23 protein-coding genes are annotated in these 26,723 nt (G+C 66.4%); 10 read left to right on the top strand and 13 right to left on the bottom strand.

Features of this window, described 5'->3' with window-relative positions:
* Positions 1 to 3 precede the first annotated feature (3 nt).
* On the bottom strand, positions 4 to 624 hold the full coding sequence (locus N5E02_RS03355; RefSeq protein ID WP_069139522.1) for a LemA family protein: 621 nt from the start codon (positions 622 to 624) through the stop codon (positions 4 to 6).
* A 366-nt stretch (positions 625 to 990) separates the two neighbouring features.
* Between N5E02_RS03355 and N5E02_RS03350 the strand changes: the two genes are divergently transcribed.
* A complete protein-coding gene (locus tag N5E02_RS03350) occupies positions 991 to 2,967 on the top strand; it encodes a hypothetical protein (protein WP_279945828.1) in 1,977 nt (658 codons plus the stop codon).
* 107 nt (positions 2,968 to 3,074) lie between these two features.
* On the opposite strand, the gene N5E02_RS03345 is transcribed toward N5E02_RS03350, so the two are convergent.
* The 3 genes from N5E02_RS03345 to N5E02_RS03335 all read right to left on the bottom strand — a co-directional run bounded on the left by N5E02_RS03345 (position 3,075) and on the right by N5E02_RS03335 (position 5,642).
* On the bottom strand, positions 3,075 to 4,235 hold the full coding sequence (locus N5E02_RS03345) for an MFS transporter (RefSeq protein WP_279945827.1): 1,161 nt from the start codon (positions 4,233 to 4,235) through the stop codon (positions 3,075 to 3,077).
* Between the two features lie 228 nt (positions 4,236 to 4,463).
* The gene (locus N5E02_RS03340) at positions 4,464 to 5,213 is read right to left on the bottom strand and encodes a TerC family protein (protein ID WP_005415336.1); all 750 of its coding nucleotides are present in this window, start codon (positions 5,211 to 5,213) and stop codon (positions 4,464 to 4,466) included.
* 33 nt (positions 5,214 to 5,246) lie between these two features.
* Positions 5,247 to 5,642, bottom strand: a complete 396-nt coding sequence (locus N5E02_RS03335; RefSeq protein ID WP_279945826.1) for a diacylglycerol kinase — start codon at positions 5,640 to 5,642, stop codon at positions 5,247 to 5,249.
* 211 nt (positions 5,643 to 5,853) lie between these two features.
* On the opposite strand from N5E02_RS03335, the gene N5E02_RS03330 reads away from it, so the two are divergent.
* Positions 5,854 to 6,555, top strand: coding sequence for an SGNH/GDSL hydrolase family protein (locus N5E02_RS03330; RefSeq protein ID WP_279945825.1), 702 nt, complete (start codon positions 5,854 to 5,856; stop codon positions 6,553 to 6,555).
* Positions 6,556 to 6,786: 231 nt separating this feature from the next.
* Here the strand turns inward: N5E02_RS03330 and N5E02_RS03325 are convergent, their stop codons facing one another.
* The 3 genes from N5E02_RS03325 to N5E02_RS03315 all read right to left on the bottom strand — a co-directional run bounded on the left by N5E02_RS03325 (position 6,787) and on the right by N5E02_RS03315 (position 9,657).
* The gene (locus N5E02_RS03325; RefSeq protein ID WP_065178739.1) at positions 6,787 to 8,058 is read right to left on the bottom strand and encodes a HAMP domain-containing sensor histidine kinase; all 1,272 of its coding nucleotides are present in this window, start codon (positions 8,056 to 8,058) and stop codon (positions 6,787 to 6,789) included.
* Positions 8,059 to 8,211: 153 nt separating this feature from the next.
* Positions 8,212 to 8,925 carry a response regulator transcription factor gene (locus N5E02_RS03320; protein WP_002811889.1) on the bottom strand — a complete coding sequence of 238 codons (714 nt, stop codon included), beginning with the start codon at positions 8,923 to 8,925 and terminating at the stop codon, positions 8,212 to 8,214.
* Positions 8,926 to 9,012: 87 nt separating this feature from the next.
* Positions 9,013 to 9,657 (bottom strand): arylesterase, encoded by a 645-nt coding sequence (locus N5E02_RS03315; protein ID WP_053500077.1) that lies wholly within the window; start codon positions 9,655 to 9,657, stop codon positions 9,013 to 9,015.
* Between the two features lie 75 nt (positions 9,658 to 9,732).
* Here N5E02_RS03315 and N5E02_RS03310 point away from each other — a divergent pair, with 75 nt between their 5' ends.
* Positions 9,733 to 10,380: an ATP-binding cassette domain-containing protein gene (locus N5E02_RS03310; protein WP_005415330.1), complete on the top strand. Its 648-nt coding sequence runs from the start codon at positions 9,733 to 9,735 to the stop codon at positions 10,378 to 10,380.
* Entirely contained in the window at positions 10,377 to 12,893 is a 2,517-nt protein-coding gene (locus tag N5E02_RS03305) for an FtsX-like permease family protein (protein ID WP_171956442.1), read from the top strand. The genes N5E02_RS03310 and N5E02_RS03305 overlap by 4 nt, the downstream gene beginning before the upstream one ends.
* Positions 12,894 to 13,062: 169 nt before the next feature.
* On the opposite strand, the gene N5E02_RS03300 is transcribed toward N5E02_RS03305, so the two are convergent.
* From N5E02_RS03300 to N5E02_RS03280, 5 genes are all read right to left on the bottom strand, one after another.
* Positions 13,063 to 13,989, bottom strand: a complete 927-nt coding sequence (locus N5E02_RS03300; protein ID WP_065186809.1) for a DUF6607 family protein — start codon at positions 13,987 to 13,989, stop codon at positions 13,063 to 13,065.
* A 72-nt stretch (positions 13,990 to 14,061) separates the two neighbouring features.
* Positions 14,062 to 14,661 (bottom strand): Hemin transport protein, encoded by a 600-nt coding sequence (locus tag N5E02_RS03295; RefSeq protein WP_164092979.1) that lies wholly within the window; start codon positions 14,659 to 14,661, stop codon positions 14,062 to 14,064.
* Positions 14,662 to 14,665: 4 nt separating this feature from the next.
* Positions 14,666 to 16,858 carry a TonB-dependent hemoglobin/transferrin/lactoferrin family receptor gene (locus N5E02_RS03290; protein WP_279945823.1) on the bottom strand — a complete coding sequence of 731 codons (2,193 nt, stop codon included), beginning with the start codon at positions 16,856 to 16,858 and terminating at the stop codon, positions 14,666 to 14,668.
* Between the two features lie 153 nt (positions 16,859 to 17,011).
* Positions 17,012 to 17,206: a hemin uptake protein HemP gene (locus N5E02_RS03285; protein ID WP_005412278.1), complete on the bottom strand. Its 195-nt coding sequence runs from the start codon at positions 17,204 to 17,206 to the stop codon at positions 17,012 to 17,014.
* 267 nt (positions 17,207 to 17,473) lie between these two features.
* Positions 17,474 to 18,445, bottom strand: coding sequence for an aldo/keto reductase (locus N5E02_RS03280; RefSeq protein ID WP_005415323.1), 972 nt, complete (start codon positions 18,443 to 18,445; stop codon positions 17,474 to 17,476).
* Positions 18,446 to 18,638: 193 nt separating this feature from the next.
* Between N5E02_RS03280 and N5E02_RS03275 the strand changes: the two genes are divergently transcribed.
* The 6 genes from N5E02_RS03275 (at position 18,639) to N5E02_RS03250 (ending at position 25,511) form a co-directional block, all read left to right on the top strand.
* Entirely contained in the window at positions 18,639 to 19,937 is a 1,299-nt protein-coding gene (locus N5E02_RS03275; protein ID WP_065178743.1) for a nucleoside transporter C-terminal domain-containing protein, read from the top strand.
* Positions 19,938 to 19,962: 25 nt separating this feature from the next.
* Positions 19,963 to 20,928 carry a ribokinase gene (locus tag N5E02_RS03270; protein WP_065186811.1) on the top strand — a complete coding sequence of 322 codons (966 nt, stop codon included), beginning with the start codon at positions 19,963 to 19,965 and terminating at the stop codon, positions 20,926 to 20,928.
* Positions 20,929 to 21,077: 149 nt separating this feature from the next.
* Complete coding sequence (locus tag N5E02_RS03265) at positions 21,078 to 21,509, top strand: hypothetical protein (protein WP_065178745.1); 432 nt, start codon at positions 21,078 to 21,080, stop codon at positions 21,507 to 21,509.
* A gap of 147 nt (positions 21,510 to 21,656) precedes the next feature.
* Positions 21,657 to 22,652 carry a tRNA dihydrouridine synthase DusB gene (gene dusB / locus N5E02_RS03260; RefSeq protein ID WP_065186814.1) on the top strand — a complete coding sequence of 332 codons (996 nt, stop codon included), beginning with the start codon at positions 21,657 to 21,659 and terminating at the stop codon, positions 22,650 to 22,652.
* Between the two features lie 63 nt (positions 22,653 to 22,715).
* Entirely contained in the window at positions 22,716 to 23,543 is an 828-nt protein-coding gene (locus N5E02_RS03255) for a class I SAM-dependent methyltransferase (protein WP_005415318.1), read from the top strand.
* A gap of 135 nt (positions 23,544 to 23,678) precedes the next feature.
* On the top strand, positions 23,679 to 25,511 hold the full coding sequence (locus N5E02_RS03250) for a hypothetical protein (protein ID WP_279945821.1): 1,833 nt from the start codon (positions 23,679 to 23,681) through the stop codon (positions 25,509 to 25,511).
* Between the two features lie 118 nt (positions 25,512 to 25,629).
* On the opposite strand, the gene N5E02_RS03245 is transcribed toward N5E02_RS03250, so the two are convergent.
* Complete coding sequence (locus N5E02_RS03245) at positions 25,630 to 26,697, bottom strand: metal-dependent hydrolase (protein WP_065178747.1); 1,068 nt, start codon at positions 26,695 to 26,697, stop codon at positions 25,630 to 25,632.
* Between the last annotated feature and the right edge of the window lie 26 nt (positions 26,698 to 26,723).

Below are 26,723 nucleotides of genomic sequence, written 5' to 3'. Positions count from 1 at the left end.
CGGTCAGTGGCCCGGCTGCGGTGCCGGCTGCTGCTGCGGCGCGTTGCCGAAATCCACCGCCGGTGCGTTGGAGATCTGCGCCTCGTTCTCCACAGTGAAGTTCGGCTTGGTCTTGTAGCCGAAGATCTTGGCGGTGATCACCTGCGGGAACGAACGGATGTAGGTGTTGTAGTCCTGCACCTGCTGGATGTAACGACCACGCGCAACCGTGATCCGGTTTTCGGTGCCTTCCAGCTGGGCCTGCAGGTCGCGGAAGTTCTGGTCGGACTTCAGCACCGGATAGTTCTCGGTCACCACCAGCAGCCGCGACAGCGCGCTGCCGAGTTCACCCTGGGCCTGCTGGAACTGCTTGAGCGAGGCTTCGTCATCGGCGTTGACGTTGATCTGGCCGACACGCGAGCGGGCGTTGGTGACTTCGGTCAGCACGCGCTCTTCCTGGCTGGCGAAACCTTTGACGGTCTGCACCAGGTTGGGCACCAGGTCGGCGCGGCGCTTGTACTGGTTGAGCACTTCGGACCAGCTGGCCTTGACCGCCTCATCCTTCTGCTGGATGGCGTTGTAGCCGCAGCCGGACAACAGGGAGGCCAGCAGCATCAGGGGCAGGACACGGGTGAACAGGCGCATGGCGGAGGTTCCGGGTGGACTTGGCGCAGAGCATGCCACGACCAGTGTTAACGAGCGTGTGGAAATGAACAGGAATCCGGCAGGGCCAATGGGTCCAGGCCAGCAGGTACCGACGCTAAGGGTCTGGCGCATTACCTGGGCCGGGTCCGCGCGACCACGCAGAGCCTGCGAGCTGCTCTGCCCTTGGCTTCCGCCTTCCGCCGGCGAGCCGTCCCCCCCGGGTAGGGCAAGCGCGGGCCCATTTCGTACTTATTGCATGGCCCAACACAAATTCCGCATCAGATAGTGCGGGGATCTCGCACTCGAACCGCCCGCCCTGCTCAGAGGCAGCAGCCATCGGTCGGGAAATGGACATCGACCTCGATCATGCACAAAATTCTCTCAACAGCGGCGATCATCGCTCTGCTCATGCCAACGGCGTGCGCCCAGCCAACCCCGGATCCCACGCGGGGTGCTCCGACGCCCGCGCCTGTTCTCATCGCGCCAGACGATACCCAAGCCCGGGACATGCTGCTTCACGTCGGGCGTGACAGCTACATGGGCAAGGCCTCCATCGTGTCAGCGTCGACGCAGGCGGTCAGCACAGCGCTACGCGCGCGAAGCTACTTTTCCAGCGCATTCCGCCTGAGGGATGACACTCAACCCATCCTGGGAGACATGGAACGGGAGTGGATCAAGGTCTACGGACACTTCCACCCTGAGAAGAGTGCAATCGCGTTCGCACAGAACCTTGCTGCTATTGATGTGGCGGCATCGGCAGGGGTTATCGCCCCCGAAGAGAAATCGCGCTGGCGTACTCACGTGGAACAGCTGTCTCCATCCGATATTGACCCCACCGGCGCCGCGTTCACTGATCTGACTGTGGATCGGCGGACATTCTCCAGTTCCTACATTGACACCTCGCGACGCAGGTCGGGCGATAAGCACGTTGTTCTGATCGACCTGACGGGTCTGACAGGCGCTCCTTCGCAGACGCTGCTCTGGTATGCAGAACGGCGCCAGGAGCAACGCCGTGTCAAGTGGAAGGCCTTCGCATCCATTCCGGGGGTCGCCGGCGTGCCCTACCCGCATTGGGAGACCGAGATGATCACAGAGAACAGCGCCAGCCAGGAATTCTCAGACCAGGTGCAGGCGCTGGTATCTACGCTCCCAGCGGGCCCTGAAACATCATTGGATGTCATTTCAAATCTGTTCAACCCAAGCGATGAGACGTCGGTTCAGCGCATCGTCCCTCCTCTGCCCGTGGATGGCGCGACGACGATGCTGCGGTGGTTCCCAATCGAGGGGATTCAACCCGGCAACAACTCTGGCCAGATTCGTTCGCTGCCCAAGGATCAGTTCCATGTGACGTCAGGCGCCGACGATTCATACGGTTACGTCGTTGCGAAGAAGAATGAGCGCATCGCGGCTTGGCAGATGGGCGAAGGCCGGCGGGTCATCGAGACAAAGGTCGACCCAAAGGGTGGGTTATGGGCCCTGACCACAATCGAGCCAAGCCTGACTCAACAGATTCTTACGTCCTGTCCTGTGTGGATCAGCGTTGATGGGACCGGGGCGATCCGAAGCGACCGTTGCATGCAGAGCAGTATGGCCCCTCGTTGGCAACTCGATGCAGGTGGCAACTCCTATCTCTACTCGGAGCCTCACATGGCGACGGAGGAGCGCTTCCCCGAGCGGATCATGGACACAGGATCAGGAGACGCCATCGAGATGAAGGCGCTCTGGAAAGACAGAACCAACTTGAGGCGGCGCGTCTTTGGCTACATGCAATCCTGCTCCTCAGGTCCAGCACCGGATCTGGGTGACGGACTTCTCTGGTTCACAAGTTGCGGCCTGGTGGGTGTTGCACCTGCATCAGGCGATGTGGTCAAGAGCTTTCCAATGAGTTCCGGAGGCAGTGGTCGCTTGGTGTTGGGGAGCGCCGCAGGCGACTGGGTCGCCGAAGAGGCTCGTGATCCAACAGACCAGGAGGAAGTGCTTCGCATTCATCGTCTTTCCACCGGGGAAACTGCATTTCAGGTGGAACGAAAAGCCGGTACTCAGGCACTGGCACGCACAGCTCATGGCAGGCTGCTCGCGATGACGGTTACAGGGGCTTCACCGGGCCGTTACGTCGATGTCTGGCGCATGGATTCCGGCAAGCACGTCTCTCGCCTCGCCATTCCAGAAGAAATCGCATTGAATTCCCTTGCATTCAATCGAGCGGGGACGGAACTCTGGGTCCATGCACTTCAACTCGCCGGCAAGCACTCCGGCGTACTTATCTGGGCGGTGCCGGAATCATTGCAGGACGGTGCAGACGACAACTGGAACCCCGACGAGGTCGTGCTGAAAAAACACTAGTCAGTCGGGACTAGCCGCGCAGTCGTCTCTGCAAGGCCGGCAAAGTGAACAGGACCTCGGAGCTTGTGCCGGTGCCGGGACGGGTGCGCCCCGGCACCGCTTCGCTCTCAGCAGGCCTCAGCCACCGCAGTGCGCGGACGCCCCAGCCATGCCAGCAGCAGGCCCGACGCGGCCAGCAGGCCACCGGCCACCGGAATCGCGGCGTAGCCCAGTCCCGAGCTGATCACCGCCCCCCCCAGCGCAGCACCTACCGCATTGCCCAGGTTGAATGCACCCACGTTGATCGACGACGCCAGGCCCGGCGCCTCGCTGGCCACCTGCATCACCCGGATCTGCAGCGGCGGCACGAGGGCGAAGGTCGCCGCACCGAACAGCAGTACACCCAGCGCCGCGGTGGCGTGGCTCATGAAGGCCAGCGGCAGCACGAACATCAGCACCGCCAGGACGGCCAGCAGGATCCGTGTGGCGCCATCGAGCGACCAGTCAGCCATGCGTCCACCGATGCCGTTGCCGAAGGTGAAGCCGATGCCGATCAGGGCCAGCGACATCGCGATGAAGGCATTGGAGGCGCCGGTCAATTCGGTCAGCACCGGTGCGACGTAGGTATAGAGGGTGAACATCGCACCCGCACCAAGCACGGTGGTGGCCATCGCCAGCAGCACCTGCGGCTGCAGGATCGCCTTCAGTTCGCGGCGCATGTCCGGGCGCGGCCCCGGTGCAGATGCCGGCAGCGCGAAACCCAGCGCAGTGATCGCAACCAGGCCCAGCACTGCGGTACCGGCGAAGGACAGGCGCCAGCCCAGCTGCTGCCCCACCCAAGTCGCCAGCGGCACGCCGCCGATGTTGGCGATGGTCAGGCCCATGAACATGGTGGCCACGGCAGCGGCCTGCTTTTCCTTCGGCACCAGGCTCGCAGCGACCACCGCACCGATGCCGAAGAAGGCACCGTGGTTGAGGCTGGTGACCAGGCGCGACAGCAGCAGCATCCCGTAGTTCGGCGCCAGCGCAGACAACAGATTGCCGGCGACGAAGATCGACATCAGCAGCATCAGCGCGGTGCGCTTGCCAAAACGCCCCATCAGCAGGGTCATCACCGGCGCGCCCAGCATCACGCCCACGGCATAGGCGGTGATCAGCATGCCCGCAGTGGGGATGCCAACGCCGACGCCGTCGGCGATGACCGGCAACAGGCCCATCGGGGCAAACTCGGTGGTTCCGATGGCGAAGGCGCCAACGGCAAGCGCCAGCAAGGCGGCTCTGGAATTCATGGGGGGGGTCCTGGGGGCGGGAATCGGGAGTGCGTAGCCTGCGCGCTTTGCTGCGCCGGATTAAGCCTCGCCCCGGGAAAACACTGTTGATCCTGGTTCACAAGTGGAAGCCGGAACGCAGCCACAAGTGCAAAAACCACAATGCCGTTGAAGAACCGACCTCGCCCCCACAACGCAGAACCCCCGGAATGCCGGGGGTTCTGAGGGACTCACACGCCAGTGGCGCGCTTACCAGTTGCCGGCGCCCGGCACGTTGTGCTCGCGGGCGCGGCGGCGCATCAGCAGGTTCAGCCACTCCACCAGCACCGAGAAGCCCATCGCGGCGTAGATGTAGGGCTTGGGCACGTGCACGTCCAGGCCGTCCAGGATCAGCACCGCGCCGATCATCAGGATGAAGGCGAGCGCCAGCATCTTCACGGTCGGGTTGGCATCGATGAAGCGGCCCAGCGGGTTGGCGGCCAGCAGCATCACCATCACCGACAGCAGGATCGCGGCGACCATCACCGGAATGTGGTCGGCGATGCCGACGGCGGTGATCACCGAGTCCAGCGAAAACACGATGTCGATCACCGCGATCTGCGCGATCACGTAGCCGAACACGGCCGAGGCCTTGGTGGTGCTGGGATCTTCATCCTCGCCACCGCTGATCAGTTCCTTGATCTCCATGCAGCCCTTGATGATCAGGAACAGGCCGCCAACGATCAGCACCAGGTCGCGGATGGAGATGCCCATGCCGGCCACGGTGAACAGGTTTGCCGCCATGTGCGCCAGGTAGGCCAGCGATACCAGCAGGCCGATGCGGGTAATGCAGGCCACCGCGATGCCGAGCTTGCGGGCGAACGGGCGGCGCTCTTCCGGCAGCTTGCTGACAGCAATGGAAATGAACACCAGGTTGTCGATGCCGAGCACGATTTCCAGCGCGCTGAGCGTGAACAGGGTCACCCAGGCATTGGGGTCGGCGAGGAACTCAAAGGACATGGAAACTCTTCAAGGCAGTGGGGGAATGGGGTTTCAGCCGTAGTTGCCGGCCAGCGCGTGCGGAACCACGACCAGCGCCCAGCACAGCAACACGTTCATCATCAGCACGAACACCGCCGCCGAGCCCATGTCCTTGGCGCGGCCGGCCAGCTCGTGAATCTCACTGCCGTAGCGTTCGATCACCGCTTCGATGGCCGAGTTGGCCAGCTCCATCGCCAGCACCAGCAGCATCGAGCCGATCAGCAGCGCGCGTTCGAGCGGCGTCTGGCCCAGCCAGATCGCAATCGGCGTCAGCAGGATCAGCAGGTAGACCTCAAGCCGGAACGAGGACTCGTGCAGCCAGGCAGCGCGCAGGCCCTGCCAGGACCAGCGGGCGGCCTGGAAGATGCGGCGCGGGCCGCGCGGCAGGTGGCCGAACTGATCAGCCACGGGTGGAACATCCAGCAACGGGGGCGCGGCGCAGCGACCGCTCAGACGCACGGCAGGGAATCATGGGTGCACAGGAATAGGCAGATGGCGGCCATTTTGCCACAAGGCCGCCAACCGCAGCCCGCGCCGGCCCGCTGAACGGCCTGCCAGGGGCAAGCAACGGCCCGGGCATGCTCCTATGATGGATGCCCCTTGCCTGCTGGAGCGCCTGATGTCCCGTCGCCGTACCTGCCTGTTGATGCTGGGCCTGCTGACTGCCGCACCGCTGGCCCAGGCGCTGAGCCCGGCCGAGTCGCCCCGTGTGCCAGAACAGGTCTCCAACGTGGCCTGGGCCGGCGACATGGCCCGCTTCGCCAGCGCCGACCAGTCCACCCCGCCGCCGCGCGGTGGCATCGAGTTCATCGGCAGCTCCTCGATCCGCTTCTGGGAGAGCCTGGCCACCGACTTCCCTGGCCAGCCAGTGTTCAACCGCGGCTTCGGCGGCTCGGAAGTGCGCGACAGCACCTGGTACGCCGACCGCATCGTGGTGCCGTATGCGCCATGCAAAGTGTTCTTCTACGCGGGCGACAACGACCTCAACAGTGGCCGCAGCGCCGTGCAGGTGCGCGACGACGTGGTTGCCTTCGTGCAGCGCGTGCACCGCGACCTGCCGAAGACCAAGGTGGAGTACCTGTCGATCAAGCCGAGCCCGTCGCGCGCGCACCTGCTGCCGGCGATCAACGAGGCCAACACGCTGATCAAGGCCGCGCTGGCCAAGCTGCCCAACACCGGTTTCACCGACATCTACACGCCGATGCTCGGCGCCAACGGCCAGCCGGATGCGACGCTGTTCCGCGAGGACATGCTGCACATGACCCCGGCCGGCTATGACATCTGGACCAGGGCGCTGGCGCCGAAGGTCAACTGCAACTGAGCAACCCCATCCACGCATGGCGTGGATCTACTGCGGATCGCGGGAAACTGTCGAAGGCGGGGCGGTGTGGGTTTGCAGGACCGTTGGCGCCATGGATGGCGCCATCGAGCCCCCATGGACGGGTTTACGGCGTGTCCTGCAAACCCACACCGCCCCGCCATTCCACGGAATGCCCGCTTCTGATGTTGATGTTGCCTCGGCGGGTGCCGGGCGCAGCCCGGCAAAATCCCTCTACCGGAAGATCACCGTAGCCTCGGTGCCCTTGCCCGGCTCGCTGGCCAGGCTGACCTTCCAGCCGAAGCGGTCGCACAGCCGGCGCACGATCGACAGGCCCAGGCCGGTGCCCTGCGGACGGCTCGGCTCGGCGCGGTAGAACGGTTCAAACGCGCGCGACAGCGCCTCGGCGGACATGCCGATGCCGGTATCGCGCACCACCACCCGGTCATTGAGCACGTGCACGTCGATACGCCCTTCGTCGGTGTAGCTGCAGGCATTGCGCACCAGGTTGCTGACCACCACCTGCAGCACCCGCGGCGGTGCGTGCAGCTGTACCGGGCCGTCGCCGTGCAGGTGCACCGATACGGGCCGGTTGCCCAGCAGCTCGTTGGCGTTGTCCACCTCGTAGCGGACGATGTCGTTGACGTCGAACAGCTCGATCTGCGGTTCGACATCGGCCTCGCGGGCCAGGATCAGGAACGCATCGATCACCGCCTCCATGTCACGGCCTGCACGCTGGATGCGCTGCAGGCTGCGGCGCAGGCGCGGCTGCAGGGTTTCATCGCCAAGGGCCATGTCGCTGGCCACGCGGATGACGGTCAACGGCGTGCGCAGCTCATGGCTGGCATCACGGGTGAAGTTGCGCTCGCGCGCCACGTGCGCGCTGACCCGGTTGGCCAGCGAATGCAGTGCGGCCGCCAGCTGGCGGGTCTCGCCCTGCATGTCCGCCGGCAGCTTGTTCGGCTCCAGATCGGCCGCTTCGGGGTGGCCCGGGTCCCAGCGCGAGACGCGCCGCGCCAGCCAGTTCACCGGCGACACCAGTCGCTTGGAGGCACGGTAGGTGACCCAGCTGGCGCCATACACCGCCAACAGGGTCAGCAGCACCGGCACGATGCCGAACCAGAACGCCAGCATCTCCGCGCGCGAGCGCAGGAACACCAGGTACAGGCGACCGGCAGGGCGCACGTCGACCAGCACCAGCTGGTCGTCCTGGGGCAGCTCGTGGAAGCCAGGCTCCAGGGTGCGCAGGTTGGCCGGCAATGACAGTGCCGACTGCCCGCTTTCCAGCAGGTAGCCGCGGATGTTGTGGGTGTTGGGCGGCGGCTGCACCGGCGACGCCTCGTGCAGCGTCCAGTAATAGGCCGCTTCCTCGCGCAGGGCGGCGCCGACCAGGCTGTGCTTGATCACCAGCGAGACCAGCCAGGCACCGAGCAGGATGCCCAGGCTGGCCAGGACTGCCTGCAGGATGAAGGCGATACGGATCTTGCGCGGCAGGCCGTGCGGCATTGCGGGGTCCCGGTCAGAGCGCTGCGATTATAGGCAGCGCGCTGCGCCGTAGTCGTGCACGGACGCTGACCGGCGGCAGCGCCGGCCGGTCATCCGTGCCCGGTGCGGGGTCGTTGCCCGGCCGGGCCTGATGCTGCACAGGCCGGGCCCCGATCAGGCCATCGGCTGGGCAATATCGGCAATGCGATAGCCGGCGCTCTGCACAGTGTGCAGCAGCGGACGGTCGAACGGCTTGTCGATGATCTTGCGCAGGTTGTACAGATGGCTGCGCAGGGTGTCCGAATCCGGCAGGCCATTGCCCCAGATCTCGCGTTCGATCTCCTGGCGGGTGACCACGCGCGGCGATTCGCGCATCAGGATGGTCAGCAGGCGCAGGCCGATCGGCGACAGCTGCAGCTCGGTACCGGCACGGGTAGCCCGCATGCTGACCGGATCGAGCACCAGGTCGGCGACCTTCAGCACCTCCGAACCGACCTGGCGGCGTTCGCGACGGATCAGCGCGCGCAGGCGGGCTTCCAGCTCCTGGATCGCGAACGGCTTGGTCAGGTAGTCATCGGCACCGAACCCGAGGCCGGTGAGCTTGTCGTCCAGCGTGTCGCGTGCCGTGAGCATCAGCACCGGCGTGGACTTGCGCGCATCGTTGCGCAGGCGACGGCACACTTCGATGCCATCCAGGCGCGGCAACATGAGATCGAGCACCACGACGTCATAGCTGTTCTCCGCCGCGAGGCGGTAGCCATCCAGGCCGTCCTGTGCATAGTCGACTTCGAAGCCGCGACCTTCCAGGTATTCCCCGATCATCTCGGAGATGTTGCGGTTGTCTTCGACCACCAGCACCAAGCCGGAGGTCTCCTTCGTCTGACGCATGTGATTCCCTCTAACTTCAGCTTTGTGAAACATGCCGGATCGACGGTGGACGCGATGTGAAGTTCCGTCAAGAGGTACACAAACGGTTCAGAGCAGCGGCCTGAGCAGCGGCCAGACGTTGTCCAGCACCTTCGGCTGCGCCTGCGCCGTGGGGTGCAGGCCGTCGCCCTGCATCATGCCCGGCTGCAGGGCCACGCCCTCCAGCAGGAACGGCAGCAGCGGCACCTTGTACTGCGTGGCCAGCGCCTTGTAGGCCGCGGCCAGGCGCTGGCGGTAGGCCGGTCCGTAGTTGGGCGGCACGTCGATGCCCAGCAGCAGCACCTTGGCACCGGCCTTCTGGCTGGCCTGCACCATTTTTTCCAGGTTGCCCTGCACCTGCGCCGGGGTCAGCCCGCGCAGCGCGTCATTGCCGCCCAGCGCGATCACCACCACGGTCGGCTTCTCCCTGGCCAGCAGGCCCGGCAGGCGGGTCAGCGCGCCGGCGGTGGTTTCCCCGCTCATGCTGGCGTTGACGATGCGCGCCGGGGTTTTCGACTGCTGCCTGACCCGCTGTTGCAGCAAGCTGACCCAGCCGGCGTCGGCAGGGATATTGTGGGCGGCACTGAGGCTGTCGCCGAGCACCAGCACGGTGCCAGCCGGACCTTTGGCACAGGCCAGCCCCGGCAACAGCAGGAACCCTAGCAGCAGCACCATCATCGCGCCGGCTCGCCGGCTCCATCCCGTCTTGCGCATTGGAGTCTCCTCATCGACAGCCTGTCCCCCCGCAGCGCGCCCGTCGCCATCGCCGTCGACCAGGTCGGCAAATCCGTGCAGGGCCCGGAGGGTGAAGTCCACATACTGGACAACATCACCCTGACCGTCCATGAAGGCACCAGCGCGGCCATCGTCGGCGCCTCCGGTTCGGGCAAGACCACCCTGCTCGGCCTGCTGGCCGGGCTGGACCTGCCCAGTCGGGGCCGCATTGCGCTGTCGGGCCAGGACCTGGGCGACCTCGATGAAGAAGCGCGGGCCCAGCTGCGCGCGCGCGAGGTTGGCTTCGTGTTCCAGAGCTTCCACCTACTGCCGGCGCTGACCGCCGCCGAGAACGTCGCGTTGCCACTGGAACTCGCCGGGCGCGAGGATCGCACGCGGGTCGATGAAGTGCTGGCGCAGGTCGGCCTCTCCCATCGCGCCCGCCACTACCCGCGCCAGCTGTCCGGTGGCGAGCAGCAGCGCGTGGCACTGGCGCGTGCCTTCGTCACCCGGCCGCGCATCCTGTTCGCCGACGAACCGACGGGATCGCTGGACCATGCCACCGGCCAGCACGTCAGCGACCTGCTGTTCGAACTCAACGCCGGCAGCGGCACTACCCTGGTACTGGTCACCCACGACATGCGCCTGGCGCAGCGTTGCCAGTACATCCATCGTATCGACGACGGTCGCCTGCTGCCGGTTGAGCGCGGAGCCCAGGCATGAACGTGCTGCGGCACGCGTGGCGCGCGCTGCGTCGCGAGGCGCTGGCCGGCGACCTGCTCACCGTGTTCGCCGCACTGGTGCTGGGCGTGGCGGTGATGACCGCGGTGGGCACGCTGGTGAACCGGGTCAACCTGGCGCTGACCGGCAGCGCGGCGGAAATGCTCGGTGGCGATCTCGGCATCGCCGGGCGTGATGACCCGCCGCAGGCATTCGCCGACGAGGCACAACGGCGTGGACTGGCCTACACCCGCATCGCCAGCTTCGGCAGCGTGCTGTTCCATGGCGAGGCCAGCCAGATGGCGAGCATCAAGGCGGTGCAGGCGGGCTATCCACTGCGCGGCACGCTGCGGGTACGGGCCACGCCCGGCGGTACGTTGATCACCGATGCCGGCATGCCGCCCAAGGGCCAGGCCTATGCCGACCCACGCCTGCTGCAGGGGCTCGGGCTGAAGGCCGGCGATGATCTCGAGTTCGGCGCCGGCACGCTGCGCATCGCCGGCATCATCGAGGCCGAGCCGGACACCGGTGGCGACCTGCTGACGCTGTCCCCCACCCTGCTGGTCAACCGCGCCGATGTGGAAGGCACGGGACTGCTTGGCCCCGGCAGCCGCATCAACTACCGGCTGATGTTTGCAGGACCGCCCGGGCTGGTCGCGTCCCTGCGTGAGTGGCTGCTGCCACAGGTGAAGGGCCTGCGCCTGCTGAGCGTGGATGACACCCAGCGCGGCGTGCGCCAGGCCTTCGATCTGGCCGGGCGCTTCCTCGGCCTGAGCGCGCTGCTGGCGGTGCTGCTGGCGGGCGTGGCCACCGCATTGGCGGCCAACCGCTTCGCGCTGCGCCGCATCGACCAGGTGGCGATCCTGCGCTGCCTGGGTGCGCGCCAGCGCGACATCCTGCTTGGCCTGGCACTGCAGCTGCTGATGCTGGCGGTGCCGGCCTGTGCGCTCGGCATCGGCCTGGGCATGGCCGCGCAGGAAGGCCTGGTGCAGGTACTGGGCAGCCTGGTGCCGCAGCGCCTGCCGTTGCCCGAGGCGATGCCTGCGCTGACCGGCGCCGGCATCGGCCTGTTGCTGCTGTTCGGCTTCGGCCTGCCACCGCTGCTGCGCCTGCGCGGGGTGCCGCCGATGCGGGTGCTCAACCGTTCCTTCGCTGCCCTGCCGCCGGCGTCACTGCTGGCCTATGTGGCAGCGCTGGCGGCCAGCCTGCTGCTGGCGGTACAAGTCACCGGCGACCTGAAGCTGGCGTTGTGGGTGCTGGGCGGCCTGGCCACGCTGGCACTGGCCGCCGGGGTGGTCGGCTTCGTGCTGCTGCAACTGCTGCGCGGCCTGCAGCACCGCCTGCACGGCCACTGGCGGCTGGGCCTGGCCGCGCTGACCCGGCGCCGGATGCTGGCGGTAATGCAGCTGGTCGGGCTGTCGCTGTCGCTGTGCGCGCTGCTGTTGCTGGCCGTGACCGGCCCCGGCCTGCTGCAGCAATGGCGCGAGCGCCTGCCGGCGGACACGCCCAACTACTTCCTGATCAACATCCAGCCCGAACAGCGCGACAGCGTGCTGGCCACGCTGCGTGGACTGGGCGCCGGTGACGCCAGCATCGAACCGATGGCCACCGGCCGCCTGATCGCGATCAATGGCAAGCCACCGCTGCGCGTGGACCGCGAGCCCGGTCAGGACGGACAAGCGGCACAAGGCGAAGGTCAGCGCGATGACGATGACGAGAACCGGCCACTGAATTTCAGCTGGCGCAGCACGTTCCCGCCGGCCAATACGCTGGTCAATGGCACGTTCTGGAAAACCGACAGCACCGCACCGGAAGCCTCGGTGGAAATCGGCTGGGCCAAACGCTACGGCCTGTACCCCGGCGACCGCATCACCATTGCGGTGGGCGAGCAGGAGCGCGAGTTCACCGTCACCAGCGTGCGCAAGGCGGACTGGAACACCTTCCGGCCGAACTTCTTCGTGTTGCTGAACCCGAATGCGGTGGGCGAAACCCCGCACAACCTGCTGTCGGCCTTCCATCTGCCGGCCGGCAAGGCGGCGGGCCTGGGCGAACTGGTGCGCGCGCAGCCGAACCTGTCGCTGCTGGACGTGGATGCGGTGATTTCGCAGGTGCGCGATGTGATGGAGCGCGTGGCGCAGGCGGTGCAGCTGGTGATGGTGTTCAGCCTGCTGGCCGGCGTGCTGGTGCTGCTGGCCGCGCTGCAGGCCACCGCCGGCGAGCGCCGCTACGACAGCGCGGTACTACGCACCCTGGGTGCGACCCGGCGCCAGCTGCGCGGTGCGGTGCTGGTGGAGTTCGGCGCGCTGGGTACGCTGGCGGCGATGCTGGCGGTGGGCGCAGCGGCTGCCATCGGCGTGGCGGTCTCGCAGAAGGTGTTCGAGCTGCCGTTGCTGCCGCCGTGGCCAGGGCTGCTGATCGGCGGCGTAGTCGGCATCGGTTTGAGCCTGTTGGCGGGTTGGTGGGGTACGCGGGCGATCCTGCATACGCCGCCGGCATTGGCGTTGCGCGAGGCCTGAATCGGTTGCGCCTCCGGACGGCGTGCCGAGCAGGCTCGGCACTTGCCGGTAGATCCACGCCATGCGTGGATGCGGGAAAGCGTGTGCCGAGCAAGCTCGGCACCTGCCAAAAGCACATGACGGCGTTGCCAGTGTTCAAGGAACAAGCACATCCACGCATGGCGTGGATCTACTGCGCCTTTTCCACGTACTTGGCGAAGACCTCGTCGATCTGCGCGTCCTTCACCTGTTTGCCGGACTGGATCTCTTCGGCCTGGGTGAACAGCGGGATGATCATCGCCATGCCATCGAGCTTGGTCTTCAGGTGCACGCCCGGGGCCTGGCCGAGGAAGCCGTCCCAGCGCTGGCGCACTTTGGCCCAGTAGCCGGCGGTGGCCTTCCAGTAGGCGCGGGCCGGGGTGAAGTCGACCTCGGTTGTCTTGACGTAGTCGTTGAAGCCGAACTCGCGGGCGATCTCCACCTGGCTGCCGTCGGCGTTGCGCTGCACCTTGGTATTGAACTGCTCGTGGGTCCAGCCATTGGGCGTGAGCGTGTGGCGGTTGACCACGGCCAGCGCGTTGTAGTCGCTGCGCTTTGTGTATTCACGACGCGGCAGCGGGCGCCAGCTCAGGTCGCTGGTCCAGCTCGGCACGTTGTTGGTGTACGTCCATTTGCCGGTGCCACAGTAGCGCGGTGCATCGCTCACTTCATACACGCACTGGGTCCAGGCGCCCTGGTTCACCGCTGCGGGAATGCGGCGTACCTGCCAGGTCTGGTCGGCGCTGAACTCGAAACGGCTGGGCGCTTCGTAGACCCAGTCCTGGCGCCAGTGCTTGGTGATGTGGCCGCTCTTCTCATCGAGCAACAGGTGCTGCAGCACGATGCGCTGCGGGGTGTCCTCGACCACGATGACCACTTCGCTGCCGCCGCTGCGCATCGCCGGCGCACGCTCGTAGCCGGGCTTGAGCAGCACGGTCTCGTCGAACGCGAAGTCGACGGTGTACTCGCCCTGCATGGCGAGGATGCTGTCGTGGTCGCGGGCGATGTCGGAGGGCTGCGCGCTGGCCACGCCGCTGGCAGCGAGCAACAGCATGACGCTGGCTGTCTGGAACTTCATCGGGTCTTCCTTCGGGGTTGCAGGTTCGTTGAGAGGCCTTCCAGGGCCGGCGGGCGTTCCATCAGGAAAGGATCACAGGCGGATCAGCGGCAGGTCGCCGGGAATACGGGGTGTCGGCCGGCGCGCGGCGTCGGCGCAGCAGCAATCGTCGATCGCCAGCTCGCCTTCGGCACCTTCCAACCGAGCGATGCGACGCGCGGTGGCCGCGCCCAGCGAGGACAGGGTCGACAGGCTGGCTGCCAGCGTGCGGCCCTCGTCCGCGGCATGCAGGCGCAGCGTGCACAGGCGCCAGCGCTGGCCACCAAGATGGCCGGCCAGGCGCCGCCACAGGCGTTCGCCGACACTGCCCTCGCTGTCATGCTCCGGGCCCGGCGGCAGCGCCGCGACCAGCCGGTCCCAGGCCAGGAAATCGCTGTCGGGCAACAGGTACAGCCGCCACACGCAGCGGCCGCGGGCATCGAGGAAACACAGGCTTTCGCGTATGCCCTCGCTGTCCACGCCCTGGCAGGCGTGCACGCGCACCGCCTGGCGCCAGCCACCCAGCTCGTTGCCGTCGGCGTGGTACAGGCACAACAAGGTGCCGAGCGTGGCCAGCTGTGCCGGGGTCGGCCAGGCCGCGCTGCCCTGCACGGCGATGGCGTCATTCCTGCGTGCGGACAAGGCGCGGCTCATGAGGTCACCAGGAAACGGCAAGGCTGGCGGAAAGGGTGCGGCCCGGGCTGGTGTAGCGATCCAGCACGCGGCTGGTCGCAGACAGCGTCGAACCCACGTTGGACCAATCGATGTAGCGCTTGTCGCCCAGGTTGAACACGCCGACGTTGAAGGTCGCGCCCGGGGCGAAGTTCCAGTGCGCCATCAGGTCGGCCACGCCGTAGCCGGCCGGGCGGTACACCGTCGCTGCAGTGACGCGGTCCTTGCGCTTGACGAAGGTACCGGCCAGTTCGACGCCCCAGGCGTCGGTGTCGTACATCAGGCCGACGGTGCCGCGCAGCGGGTCGACCGAATCCAGCGGAGTGTCCTCGGTCTTGTTGTCGCCGCGCGACCAGGCCACCGAGCTGCGCAGCGCCCAGCCCTGCAGCGCCGGGTTGATCTGGCCGAAGTCAACGCCAGCCTTCAGTTCGGCACCGTAGATGCGCGCATCGGCGATGTTGCGCGACTGGAACACCATCAGGCCCTGGGCGTTGGTGCCGACCAGCGACTGCGACTCGATGAAATCCTTGTACTCGTTGTAGTAGCCGCTGACGCTGACGTAGGCGGCCGGTGACAGGAAGCGCAGGCCCAGCTCCATGCCATCACTGGTTTCCGGCTTCAGGTCCGGATTGGGGATGGCGGTGTAACCGAAGGCGAAGTTGGTGAAGCCCAGGTTGACGTCGTTGTACGGCGGCGAGCGGAAACCATGCGAGTAGCCGGCGAACAGCGACCATTCGTCGGTGAAGCGATAGACCACGCCCAGCTTCGGCGAGACGCTGGTCTTGGTCAGCCTGGCCACCGCAACGCCGGGATTGTCGTCGGCGAAGATGCTGTCCACTTCCGGCTTCAGCTCGTAGCGATCCACGCGCACGCCCGGCACCAGCGACAGCTTGCCGCCGGCCATGCGCATTTCATCCTGCGCGTACAGGCCCAGCTCGGTGGTCTTGCTGATCGGGAAATCGCGTACCGGGAAGGCGTCGGGCAGGATGGTGGTGCTGGTCTGGCCATTGGCCAGAACCTGATAGCCGTCGCGCTTCTGGCGGATCTCGGTACGCGCACCTTCGAAGCCGTAGGTCAGCGCGTGTTCGACACTGCCGGTGCTGAACGCCTTGTTGAACTGTGCCTGCAGGCCGTACACGCGCTGGTCGAAGTTGAACTCGCGGTGGCGGCGGCTGCGGTTGGCGCGGTCTTCGTCGGTGATCTGGTTGGTCTCGCTGTGCTGGGTATACAGCTGCCAATGCAGGTTGTCGGCGAAGCCCTTGTCCAGCGCATCCATTTCATGGGCGAACGACACGCGGGTGCGGTTCTGCGTGTCGCGCGCCTTCATGCCGGTGGTGGTGGTGCGGTCGATCGAGGACAGCACGCTGGTATCGGTGTTGTCTTCGTTGCCTTCCACGGTCAGGCGGAAGCGCTGGTCCTCGCTCGGTGCATAGACCAGCTTGGCCAGGCCACTGCGACCGTCGCGGTCCTGCGGGTTGGGCGCGGTACGAGTGTTGTCGAGGCTGCGAACATCGCCCTTGTTACCGGTTTCCTGGCCCTGGCGATGGTTGATGTTGACCATGCCGCTCCAGTGTTCGCCGCCGAACGCGCTGGTCACGCCGCCGAGCAGGCCCTTCCACTCACCGTCGTAGCCGAACTTCAGGCCGACGTAGCTGTCCTTGCCATCCTTCAGGTAATCGGCCGGATCCTTGGTGACGAAGGCCACCACGCCCCCGAGCGCGTCGGAACCGTACAGCGAGCTGGCCGGGCCACGCACGATCTCCACGCGCTTGAGCGTGTCCAGATCGGTGAAGTTGCGGTTGGCGTTGGAAAACGAGCCGATGTTGAAGCTGGTGGGCATGGCGATGCCATCGGTCTGCACGCGCACGCGGTTGCCGTCCAGGCCACGGATGCGGATGCTGCCAAGGCCGAAGCGCGCGGCGCTGCGGCTGACCGACAGGCCCGGCTCGTAGCGCAGCAGATCCTTGATGTCCTGCACCAGGTGCCGGTCCATCTGCTCGCGGTCGATGACATCCACGGTGGCCGCCACGTCACTCACTGCCCGCTCGGTGCGGGTGGCGGTGACCTGCACGCGGTCGAAGTCGCGCGCATCAGGCGCGGCGGTGGCCGCGGCAGCAGCATGGGCGGACAGCGGCAGGGCCATCCAGACGGCGAGGCAAAGGGCGGTAGGGCGGGTCATCGGGTTCGTTCGGTCAGGCAGGGGAACCCCCGGTTACCGGCACACCCGGGAGGTGCACGCGGTAGACCGAGGGGGAGAGAGCGGGCGCGGACGGGTCGCCCACCCTGCCGGCGCTGCCGGCAGGAGGGAGGGAGGCGGGCGACCAGGCCGCGATTACTTGGTCAGGATCAGCTTGTCGTTGCTGGTGTGCCGCAGGCGGTAGAAGCGGTCGCCGTGCTGGATCAGGATTTCACGACGGCCCTTGAGCAGGGCTTCGCTGTCGATGACCTCTTCCGGCGGAACGACACGGACCGGACGATCGCGGAGGGTCAGCGTTTCGGGGCGCAGCAGTACAGGTTGAGCATTCATGAGCATCTGGACTCGTGCGAGGGACGAGTCAAATGATAATGATTCTCAGTTGACAATCAACAACCATTCTCAATTTGATCGATGGGATTAATGATCGAATTCTGCAATTCGATAGATCCCGTCAATCAAATGGCGGCGCAGCCGTGTAGCGTCGACTGTTGGTCGACTGCTGTTGCTCGAAGCAGTCAATCAACAGTCGACTCTACCGTTCCCGTTCCCTCGGCCGAGCCGGCCCGACCGAGGCCCAGGCCCGGTCGGCCCCGGGTTTCAGGCGAAGGCGGCTTCGACCTGCGCCCAGCCAGCCGCATCGACCTGCTCCAGCACCTCCAGCGCCTGCAGGTTCTGCAGCAGCTGGCTGACCCGGCTGGCGCCGAGAATCACGCTGGAGACGTTCGGGTTGCGCAGGCACCAGGCAATCGCCAGCGTGGCGGGGGCGTGGCCCAGCTCACGCGCTGCTTCGCTGAAGCGGCGCACCTGGGCCAGGCGGGCCTCGGCGTCGTCACCCAGCACCAGCGCCTGCAGCCATTCCATGCCCTCGCGGCCCAGCCGCGCATCGGCCGGAATGCCCTGGTCATACTTGCCGGTCAGCAGGCCCGAGGCCAGCGGTGAGAAGATGGTGGTGCCCAGGCCGGCACCGGCATACAGCGGCGCATACTCGACCTCGACGCGTTCGCGGTGCAGCAGGTTGTACTGCGGCTGCTCCATCGACGGGCCCTGCAGGTTGCGTGCTTCGGCGATGTCCAGCGCCTGCTGGATCTGCACCGCCGACCACTCCGAGGTCCCCCAGTAGAGGATCTTGCCCTGCCGCACCAGGGTATCCATGGCATGCACGGTCTCGGCGATCGGCGCGTCCGGATCCGGGCGATGGCAGTAATAAAGGTCCAGGTAGTCCACCCGCAGGCGCTTGAGCGCGGCATGGCAGGCGTCGGTCACATGCTTGCGCGACAGGCCGCGCTGGGTCGGCCGTGGGTCCTTGGCGCTGCCGAAGAACACCTTGCTGGAGACGCAGATGCCATCGCGCGGCAGGCGCAGGTCGGCGATCACATCGCCCATCACCTGTTCGGCGCGGCCGTTGGCATAGCCCTCGGCGTTGTCGAAGAAGTTGACGCCGTGGTCCCAGGCGGCAGCCACCAGGTTGCGGGCCTCGTCGCGCGGGATCTGGTCACCGAAGGTCACCCAGGCGCCGAAGGACAGGGCGGAAATCGGCAGGCCGGTGGAGCCCAGGCGACGGTATTGCATGCGAATCTCCTGCTGCGGGCCCGCATCCGGGCCGGGATCGAGCCCCATTCTACCTGCCGCCGCCGGCCGCAAGCCCTTGCCGTTGCTGGCCTGATCGGTACCGATGGGCGCGCGCACGCTGCTTTTTCTTGCCCCGGCCCCTGCCCTGCACTAGGCTTCCCGTTTTTCGCGACGCCCCAGGGGAGTCACTCACATGGTCGAAGGTTTGGGCAGGATCGGCTTCGGCCTGTTCGGGTTGGCGGTGCTGATCGGCATCACCTGGCTGTTTTCCAACAACAAGCGTGCGGTTGACTGGAAGCTGGTTGCCACCGGTATCACCCTGCAGATCGCCTTCGCGGCGCTGGTGATCCTGGTGCCTGGCGGGCGCGACGTGTTCGATGCGCTGGGCAAGGGCTTCGTCAAGGTCCTGAGCTTCGTCAACGAGGGCTCGGGCTTCATCTTCGGCTCGTTGATGGACACCAAGAACTACGGCTTCATCTTCGCCTTCCAGGTGCTGCCGACCATCATCTTCTTCTCGGCGCTGATGGGGGTCATGTACCACCTCAACGTCATGCAGGCGATCGTGCGCGTGATGGCCTGGTCGATCACCAAGGTGATGCGCGTGTCCGGCGCGGAAACCACCAGCGTCTGCGCCAGCGTCTTCATCGGCCAGACCGAGGCGCCGCTGACCGTGCGCCCGTACATCGCCAGGATGACCCAGTCCGAGCTGCTGACCATGATGATCGGCGGCATGGCGCACATCGCCGGCGGCGTGCTGGCGGCCTACGTGGGCATGCTCGGCGGTGGCGACCCGGTGCAGCAGGCCTTCTACGCCAAGCACCTGCTGGCGGCGAGCATCATGGCCGCACCGGCCACCCTGGTCGTGGCCAAGCTGCTGATTCCGGAAACGGGCACCCCGCTGACCCGCGGCACGGTGAAGATGGAAGTCGAGAAGACCTCCAGCAACATCATCGACGCGGCCGCTGCCGGTGCCGGTGACGGCCTGAAGCTGGCGCTGAACATCGGCGCGATGCTGCTGGCCTTCATCGCCCTGATCGCGCTGCTGAATGCACCGCTCACCTGGTTCGGCGATGTGACCGGCTTGGCCGCTGCCATCGGCAAGCCGACCAACCTGTCGACCATCTTCGGTTACGTGCTGGCCCCGATTGCCTGGGTGATCGGTACCCCGTGGGCTGATGCCACCACCGTCGGTTCGCTGATCGGCCAGAAGGTCGTGATCAACGAGTTCGTGGCCTACACCGAGCTGTCGCAGATCGTGAACGGCCAGGTGGCGGGCGTGAGCCTGTCCGACGAAGGCCGCCTGATCGCCACCTACGCGCTGTGCGGCTTTGCCAACTTCAGCTCGATCGCGATCCAGATCGGCGGCATCGGCGGCCTGGCGCCGGAACGTCGCCACGATCTGGCCAAGTTCGGCCTGCGCGCGGTGTTGGGCGGTACCATTGCCACCTTCATGACGGCGACCATCGCCGGCGTGCTGACGCACTTCAGTTGAACCCCTGGTTGAGAAAAGATTTCCTATGAGCAGCAGTGTCGTTGTCGTCGGTTCCTTCAATGTCGATCACGTGTGGCGGTGCGAGTCGCTGCCGGCACCGGGTGCGACCATTGCCGGCCGCTACAGCACCGGCCCGGGAGGCAAGGGCTTCAACCAGGCCGTGGCCGCCTGCCGCGCCGGCGCCGAGACGCACTTCGTGTGCGCGCTGGGCGATGACGCCGGCGGCGCCACCGCACGTGAACTGGCCGCGCAGGATGGCTTCGGCCTGATTGCCGAAGCCAGCAGCGAGCCGACCGGCACTGCGGGCATCTACGTGGACGCGCGTGGCCGCAACACCATCGTGATCGGCCCGGGCGCCAACGCCGCGCTCAGCACCGACTTCCTGCAACAGCAGCAGGCATTGCTCACCAGCGCCAAGGTGGTGCTGGTGCAGCTGGAATCGCCGGTGCAGACCATCGAAGCGGCGCTGGCCACGGCCCGCGAGGCCGGTGTCACCACCGTGCTCAACACCGCACCGGCCGACGCGCCCTCGACCATCGGCCTGCTCAAGCTGGCCGATGTGATCACCCCGAACGAGACCGAGTTCGCCGCGCTGCTCGGCCGCCATGTCGGTGAGCGCGTGGATGCCAACGATGTCGCCGCGCTGGATGGCGCCAGCCTGCATGCGCTGTGCCGCAAGCTGGTCGGCAACGGTACCGTGGTGGTGACCCTGGGTTCGGTGGGCGTGTTCGTCTCGCATGCCGACGAGAACCTGCGCGGCGATAGCCAGCCGTACTACCGCGTCGGCGCCGAGCAGGTGCAGGCCATCGACACCACCGGTGCCGGTGATGCCTTCAACGGTGCGCTGGCCGCGTCGCTGGCGCAGGTGGCCGACGCCCCGTTCGCCCGCCACGTGCGCTTTGCCAACCAGTTCGCCGGTCGCTCGACCGAGAAGGAAGGCGCTGCAGCGGCAATGCCGCGCTTCACCCCGGCCGACGCCGAAGCCAAGTAATTCCACGCCACGCGTGGATGACAAGGCCCGGGTGTACAGGCACCTGGGCCTTTCTTTTGCCCATTGCCCAGCCCCTGCGACCGCCTGTCGCATTGCCCACATCCTGCCCCTCGCTCACGATCCGCGCAGCTTCCTTGCACGGGCAGGACATGGACGGATTCCCCTGGTTGCTGGTCGCGGCCGCAGGCAGTGCCGCTGCGGCGCTGCTGCATATCGGCTGCATCGCCTTCGGCGCCGCGTGGTACAGATACTTCGGTGCCGGCCAGCGCGTGGTCCGGCTCGCGCATGCGGGGCACTGGTGGCCACCGCTGATGACCGCCGGCATCACTGCCTTGCTGGTGGCCTGGACCCTGTACGCACTGGCCGCCGCGGGCTGGCATTCGCCACTGCCGGCCAGTCGCCTGGTCCTGCCCGCCATCGCTGCCTTGCTGCTGCTGCGCGCCGCGATGGGCTTCGGCCTGGCGCTGTTCCGGCCGGGGTACAACGGCCGGCGCTTCTGGGTGGTCAGTTCGCTGGCCTGCCTGGGCCTGGGGCTGGCCTTCGCCCTGGGTACCCGCCAGGCCTGGCAGAGCCTGGGTTAGCCGGCCACCATCGCCCGCCCTTGGGGGCGACGGAAGCAACCGTCAAGCATCTGCTGATGCCGGTACGGCATGAGGTCGGTGCCGATCGGCCTGAACCGGACCGTACCCGACACGGCCGTACCGCCGCCCGCGCCCTACAATGGGCGCATGCAGATCGGCCCGTACACCATCGCCCCCAACGTCGTGCTGGCGCCCATGGCCGGCGTCACTGACAAGCCCTTCCGCCTGCTGTGCAAACGGCTGGGCGCGGGCCTGGCCGCCTCGGAAATGACCATCAGCGACCCGCGCTTCTGGAACACGCGCAAGTCGATCCACCGCATGGACCATGAGGGCGAGCCGGCGCCGATCAGCGTGCAGATCGCCGGTACCGAGCCGCAGCAGCTGGCCGAGGCGGCGCGCTACAACGTCGACCACGGCGCGCAGATCATCGACATCAACATGGGCTGCCCGGCCAAGAAGGTGTGCAACGCCTGGGCCGGCTCGGCGCTGATGCGCGACGAGCAGTTGGTGGCGCGCATCCTCGAAGCCGTGGTCAACGCGGTGGACGTGCCGGTCACGCTGAAGATCCGCACCGGTTGGGACTGTGACCACCGCAATGGCCCGCTGATCGCGCGCATCGCCGAGGACAGCGGTATCGCTGCACTGGCCGTGCACGGCCGCACCCGCGACCAGCATTACACCGGCCAGGCCGAGTACGCCACCATCGGTGAGATCAAGGCCGCCCTGCGCATTCCGGTGATCGCCAACGGCGATATCGATTCGCCGCAGAAGGCTGCCCACGTTTTGAAGGAAACTGGCGTGGACGCGGTGATGATCGGCCGTTCCGCACAGGGCCGGCCGTGGATCTTCCGCGAAGTGGCGCATTACCTGGCCACCGGGCAGGAACTGCCGCCACCGTCGCTGGCCGAAGTGCGCGACATCCTGCTTGGCCACCTGCACGCACTGCATGCCTTCTATGGCGAACCGCAGGGCGTGCGCATCGCGCGCAAGCACCTGGGCTGGTATGCCAAGGACCGGCCGGAGAACGCCGCCTTCCGTGCGGTGGTCAACCGTGCCGAAGACCCGCAGAGCCAGATCGCGCTGACCACCGAGTACTTCGACCGCTTGATTGCCGGGGAACCGGCGCTGCCTTCAGCGGCCTGACCGCACTGCCGCGTCACAACGTCGAGCCTGCTCGACCGAATTGAACTCCCAGAGCCCGCCTCCATGACCCCGCCGATCTCCTCTCCGACCTACCTGCACGGGTTTTCCGGCACCGAACAGCAGCGCCTGATGACCCAGGCGCGCCTGCTGGAGTCGAGCATCTTCGGCCAGATCGACTACAGCGGCGCGCGGCGCCTGCTGGAAGTCGGCAGCGGCGTGGGTGCGCAGACCGAGATCCTGCTGCGCCGCTTCCCCGAGCTGCACGTGACCGGCGTGGACCTGAGCGAGACCCAGCTGGCCACCGCGCGCGAGAACCTGGCGCGCACCCCTTGGTGCAGCGACCGTTACACCCTGCAACAGGCCGATGCCGGCGAACTGCCGTTCGAGGCGCGCAGCTTCGATTCGGCCTTCCTGTGCTGGGTGCTGGAACACGTTCCGTCACCGGCACGCGTGTTGAGTGAAGTGCGCCGCGTGCTGGCGCCGGGTTCACCGGTCTACATCACCGAGGTGATGAATGCCTCGTTCCTGCTTGATCCGTACTCGCCGCACATCTGGCGCTACTGGATGGCCTTCAACGACTTCCAGTACGACCACGGTGGCGACCCGTTCGTCGGCGCCAAGCTGGGCAACCTGTTGCTGGCCGGCGGCTTCCGCGACGTGCATACCGAGATCAAGACCATCCACCTGGACAACCGCGAGCCTGCCCGTCGCAAGACCATGATCGCGTTCTGGGAGCAGCTGCTGCTGTCGGCGGCCGACCAGCTGCTGCAGGCCGGCTCGGTGGACGAGGAAACCGTGGAAGGCATGCGCCGCGAGTTCCGGCTGGTGCAGAACGACCCGAATGCGGTGTTCTTCTACTCGTTCGTGCAGGGCCGTGCGACGGTGTATTGAGCTCAGCCTCGCAGTGGCCAGGTCAACCCGCTAGAATTCCTCAACCTGTCCCGGAAGGATGCGCTCTGTGCCCATGCTGCCAGCCGAATGCGGGGCGGAATGCATGCCGCGCCGGGACACTTGATCTGTGAGCGCATGATGACCGACAGCGGACGACTGCCATTTCCTCGCCAAGATGCAGGTCTGCTGGGCGGATTGAGTCCAAACCAGGCAAGGCTCTTCCTGGGCCTCATTGCCGCGTTCTGCATTGTGTATGTCGCACTTGCTTTGACTCCTTCGTCCTACTCGCTGGCATTCGAGCGATTGGGTCTGGAACCACTGCAACCGCTGCTCGGCACCGCCCGCTCCATCCGCTCGGATGAGTGGATGGTGTACACCCCCTATGTCCAGATCGCCGTTGCCAACGATTTTGGCCAGGTCAACGCGCATTCGCCGTATCACGAGTCGCTGCGTACCTTCCAGGCGCTTCCGCTGCTGGACTGGGGCCTCCTGTTCAAGCCCTACCACTGGGCCTTCTTTGTTCTGCCTCCGGCAAACGCGTATTCGTTCTTCTTCGCTTTCATGGCCGTGGCGTTCTTGTCCGGCTGGACCACGTTCCTGCGCCAACTGCAATTGCCACTGTTGCCAGCGCTGCTGATCGCCAGCACCTTGTTCTTTTCGCCATTCGTGCAAGTCTGGTGGTCCAGCAACGCGGGGGCATTTGCACTTGCCCCTTGGGTCGCGGTCGCCTGGCTGGGCATCGGCAACCGCTGGCTGCGCATCATGGCCGGCGCCTATGCACTCTCTGCCTGGCTGGTGGCAGCAACCTACCCCCCGTTCACCATCGGCTCGCTGCTGACCATGGGCCTGCTGGTGCTGGCCTTTCGCCGCGAAACGTTGTCATTTCCCCGGCTGCTCGATGCAGTCGCAGCGGGTCTGCTTTCGCTGGCAGTGTTCTTCGGCTATTTCCACGAGATCATCCAGGTCGCCCGCGATACCGTCTACCCTGGGCAGCGTGCGAGCGCCGGCGGTGGCGTAAGCCTGATTACCCTGCTTGCACATCTGTTTCCCAACCTGATGACTTACAAATTCGCACCGTTGCCGTCCTTCAGGACTTCCAACGAATGCGAGATCGCGGTGCTGGGCAGCCTGTTGCCGCTGTTTACGCTTGTACTGGCCGATGGGGTTCGGTTCCGCAGTTGGGCGCGCAGCAACCGTCGTGCACTGTGGATCCTGGCCGCCGGCCTGCTGATGGTCGCCTGCTGGATGTTCCTGCCGGTTCCAGTGCTGATCGGCAAGCTCACCGGCCTGTCGCTGGTACCACCGATCCGAGCCTTGCTTGCCTTCGGCCTGCTGCTCAACATCGGCTGCGCCATTATCCTGGTGCGGTGTGGTGTGCTCATTCAACCCAGGCGTGTGCTACTGCTGGCAGGCCTGCTGGCCCTCGGCAGCGCGGCAAAGTACCTGTTCGGGGATGATGGTTTCCACCAACTGTACAGCAGCTACGACACAGTTCCGTACCTCTGCCTGGCCGCACTCGCCATCGTTGCCAGCCGCCCCCGGTGCTCGAAGCATGCGCCCACCCTGGTATTGGCCACCGCAGCATTGGCCAATCTGCTCGGCAACGGCCTGTTCAATCCTGTGCAGCCGGCGGGGCCAATCTTCTCGATCGACCGCCAGGCAGTGCTGCAGGCACAGCAGGCGCGCGGCGCGCGGAGCAACGCCGACGGGGCACTGGTGGCCACAGGGAGCTTTGGTGGCCTGTTGCCCGGGGCCGGCATCCCTGCGGTCAACCACGTGCTGTATCTGCCGCAGATGAAGTATTTCCGGAGGTACTTCCCGACCATGCCGGACAGTGATTTCAACTTCACCTTCAACCGCTACCACCACGTCTCGGTGAATCCCAACAGCGAGGCACCCCGCCTGATACAGGCAGATCTGGTGGAAGTTCCGGCGAAAGCGATGCTGGCTTCGCCAGCCAAACCCTGAGCATCTGCCGCAACCACGAACCACGGCGCACCTCTGGGAGGCGCGTTGAAGCATGGACAGCATCGCGAACGGCGCGGATCCATCGGGTCGCAGATGGTCACGCCATGCTTGACTGCGGTCACTGCACCGCGGGGTTGTCACCCGCCCCGGTCTGCCCTGCCGACGCATGCCAGATCCGCTGCCACATCGCCGCCAGCCGGCGACTTGCGTCGGCGCGCGCGGCCGGGCTGCTGTAGTCCGCCCGCACCTGCTCGGGCACGATCGCCCGCCATTGCCCGTCCGCCTGCTCGGCGACGACGAAGTTGAAGGTGTAGTCCGGTTCCAGCCCCATGCGCAGATCGCTCAGCACAAGCCTTCCGTCCACGACCTGCGCACGCATGAAGCCACGGTTGAACCATTGCAGCTGCTGCACCGCCGGGATGGCCCGCGCTTCGCGCAAGGCCTGCACGTTGGACGCATGGCCTTCGAACCGCATCGGCCCATGGTCGGCCACCAGTGAGCGATCACCCACCACGTAGCCATTGGGCGTCATCGCTACCACCCGCCACAGCAGCGTATTGAACGGCATCGGCACCGAGAAGCGCGGCGCGTCACCCAGGCCCATCGCCGCCAGGCTCTGCTGGGCGGCCCGATCGACCTGCGCCTTGGCGATCAGCCCCCAGCCCAGGTAGCCACTGCTGAACAGCAACGCCGCGCCCAGCACCTTGCCCGCCCAGGGCCGCGCACGACCAAACCAGGCCAGCACGCAGCCCAGCAGCAGCCACACCGTGTAGCCAGGGTCGATGATGAAGACGCTGGAGCCCATGGTTGGGTGTGGCCGCAGCGGCCACCACAACTGGGTACCGTAGACGGTGAACGCATCCAGCACGGGATGGGTAACCAGCGCCAGCTGGATCGCCCAGAACCAGCGCAGCGGTGACTGCGCGACGCGACCATTGCCGAAGCGCTTGAACAACCACCAGATCAGTGCGGCCACCCAGGGCAGCACCAGCAGCGAATGGCTGAAGCTGCGGTGTTCGGTCATGTTCGCCACCGGGTCGGCCGCAGTGAAGCCAAGCCACAGGGCGTCGAGGTCCGGCAGGGTGCCGAGCGCGGCACCGGCCAGCAGGGCCGCGCGGCGATGGCCGGGCGGAGCGATGGCAGCAGCGACGGCGCCACCGAGCACGATCTGGGTCAATGAATCCATGGGCCGATGCTAGCGGCTTGCGCGCG

The organism is Stenotrophomonas sp. GD03777 (assembly GCF_029842485.1).
Classification (GTDB): Bacteria; Pseudomonadota; Gammaproteobacteria; order Xanthomonadales; family Xanthomonadaceae; genus Stenotrophomonas; species Stenotrophomonas sepilia.
The sequence above is the reverse complement of the archived record's forward strand: the minus strand, read 5'-3'. Positions and strand labels throughout refer to the sequence as shown.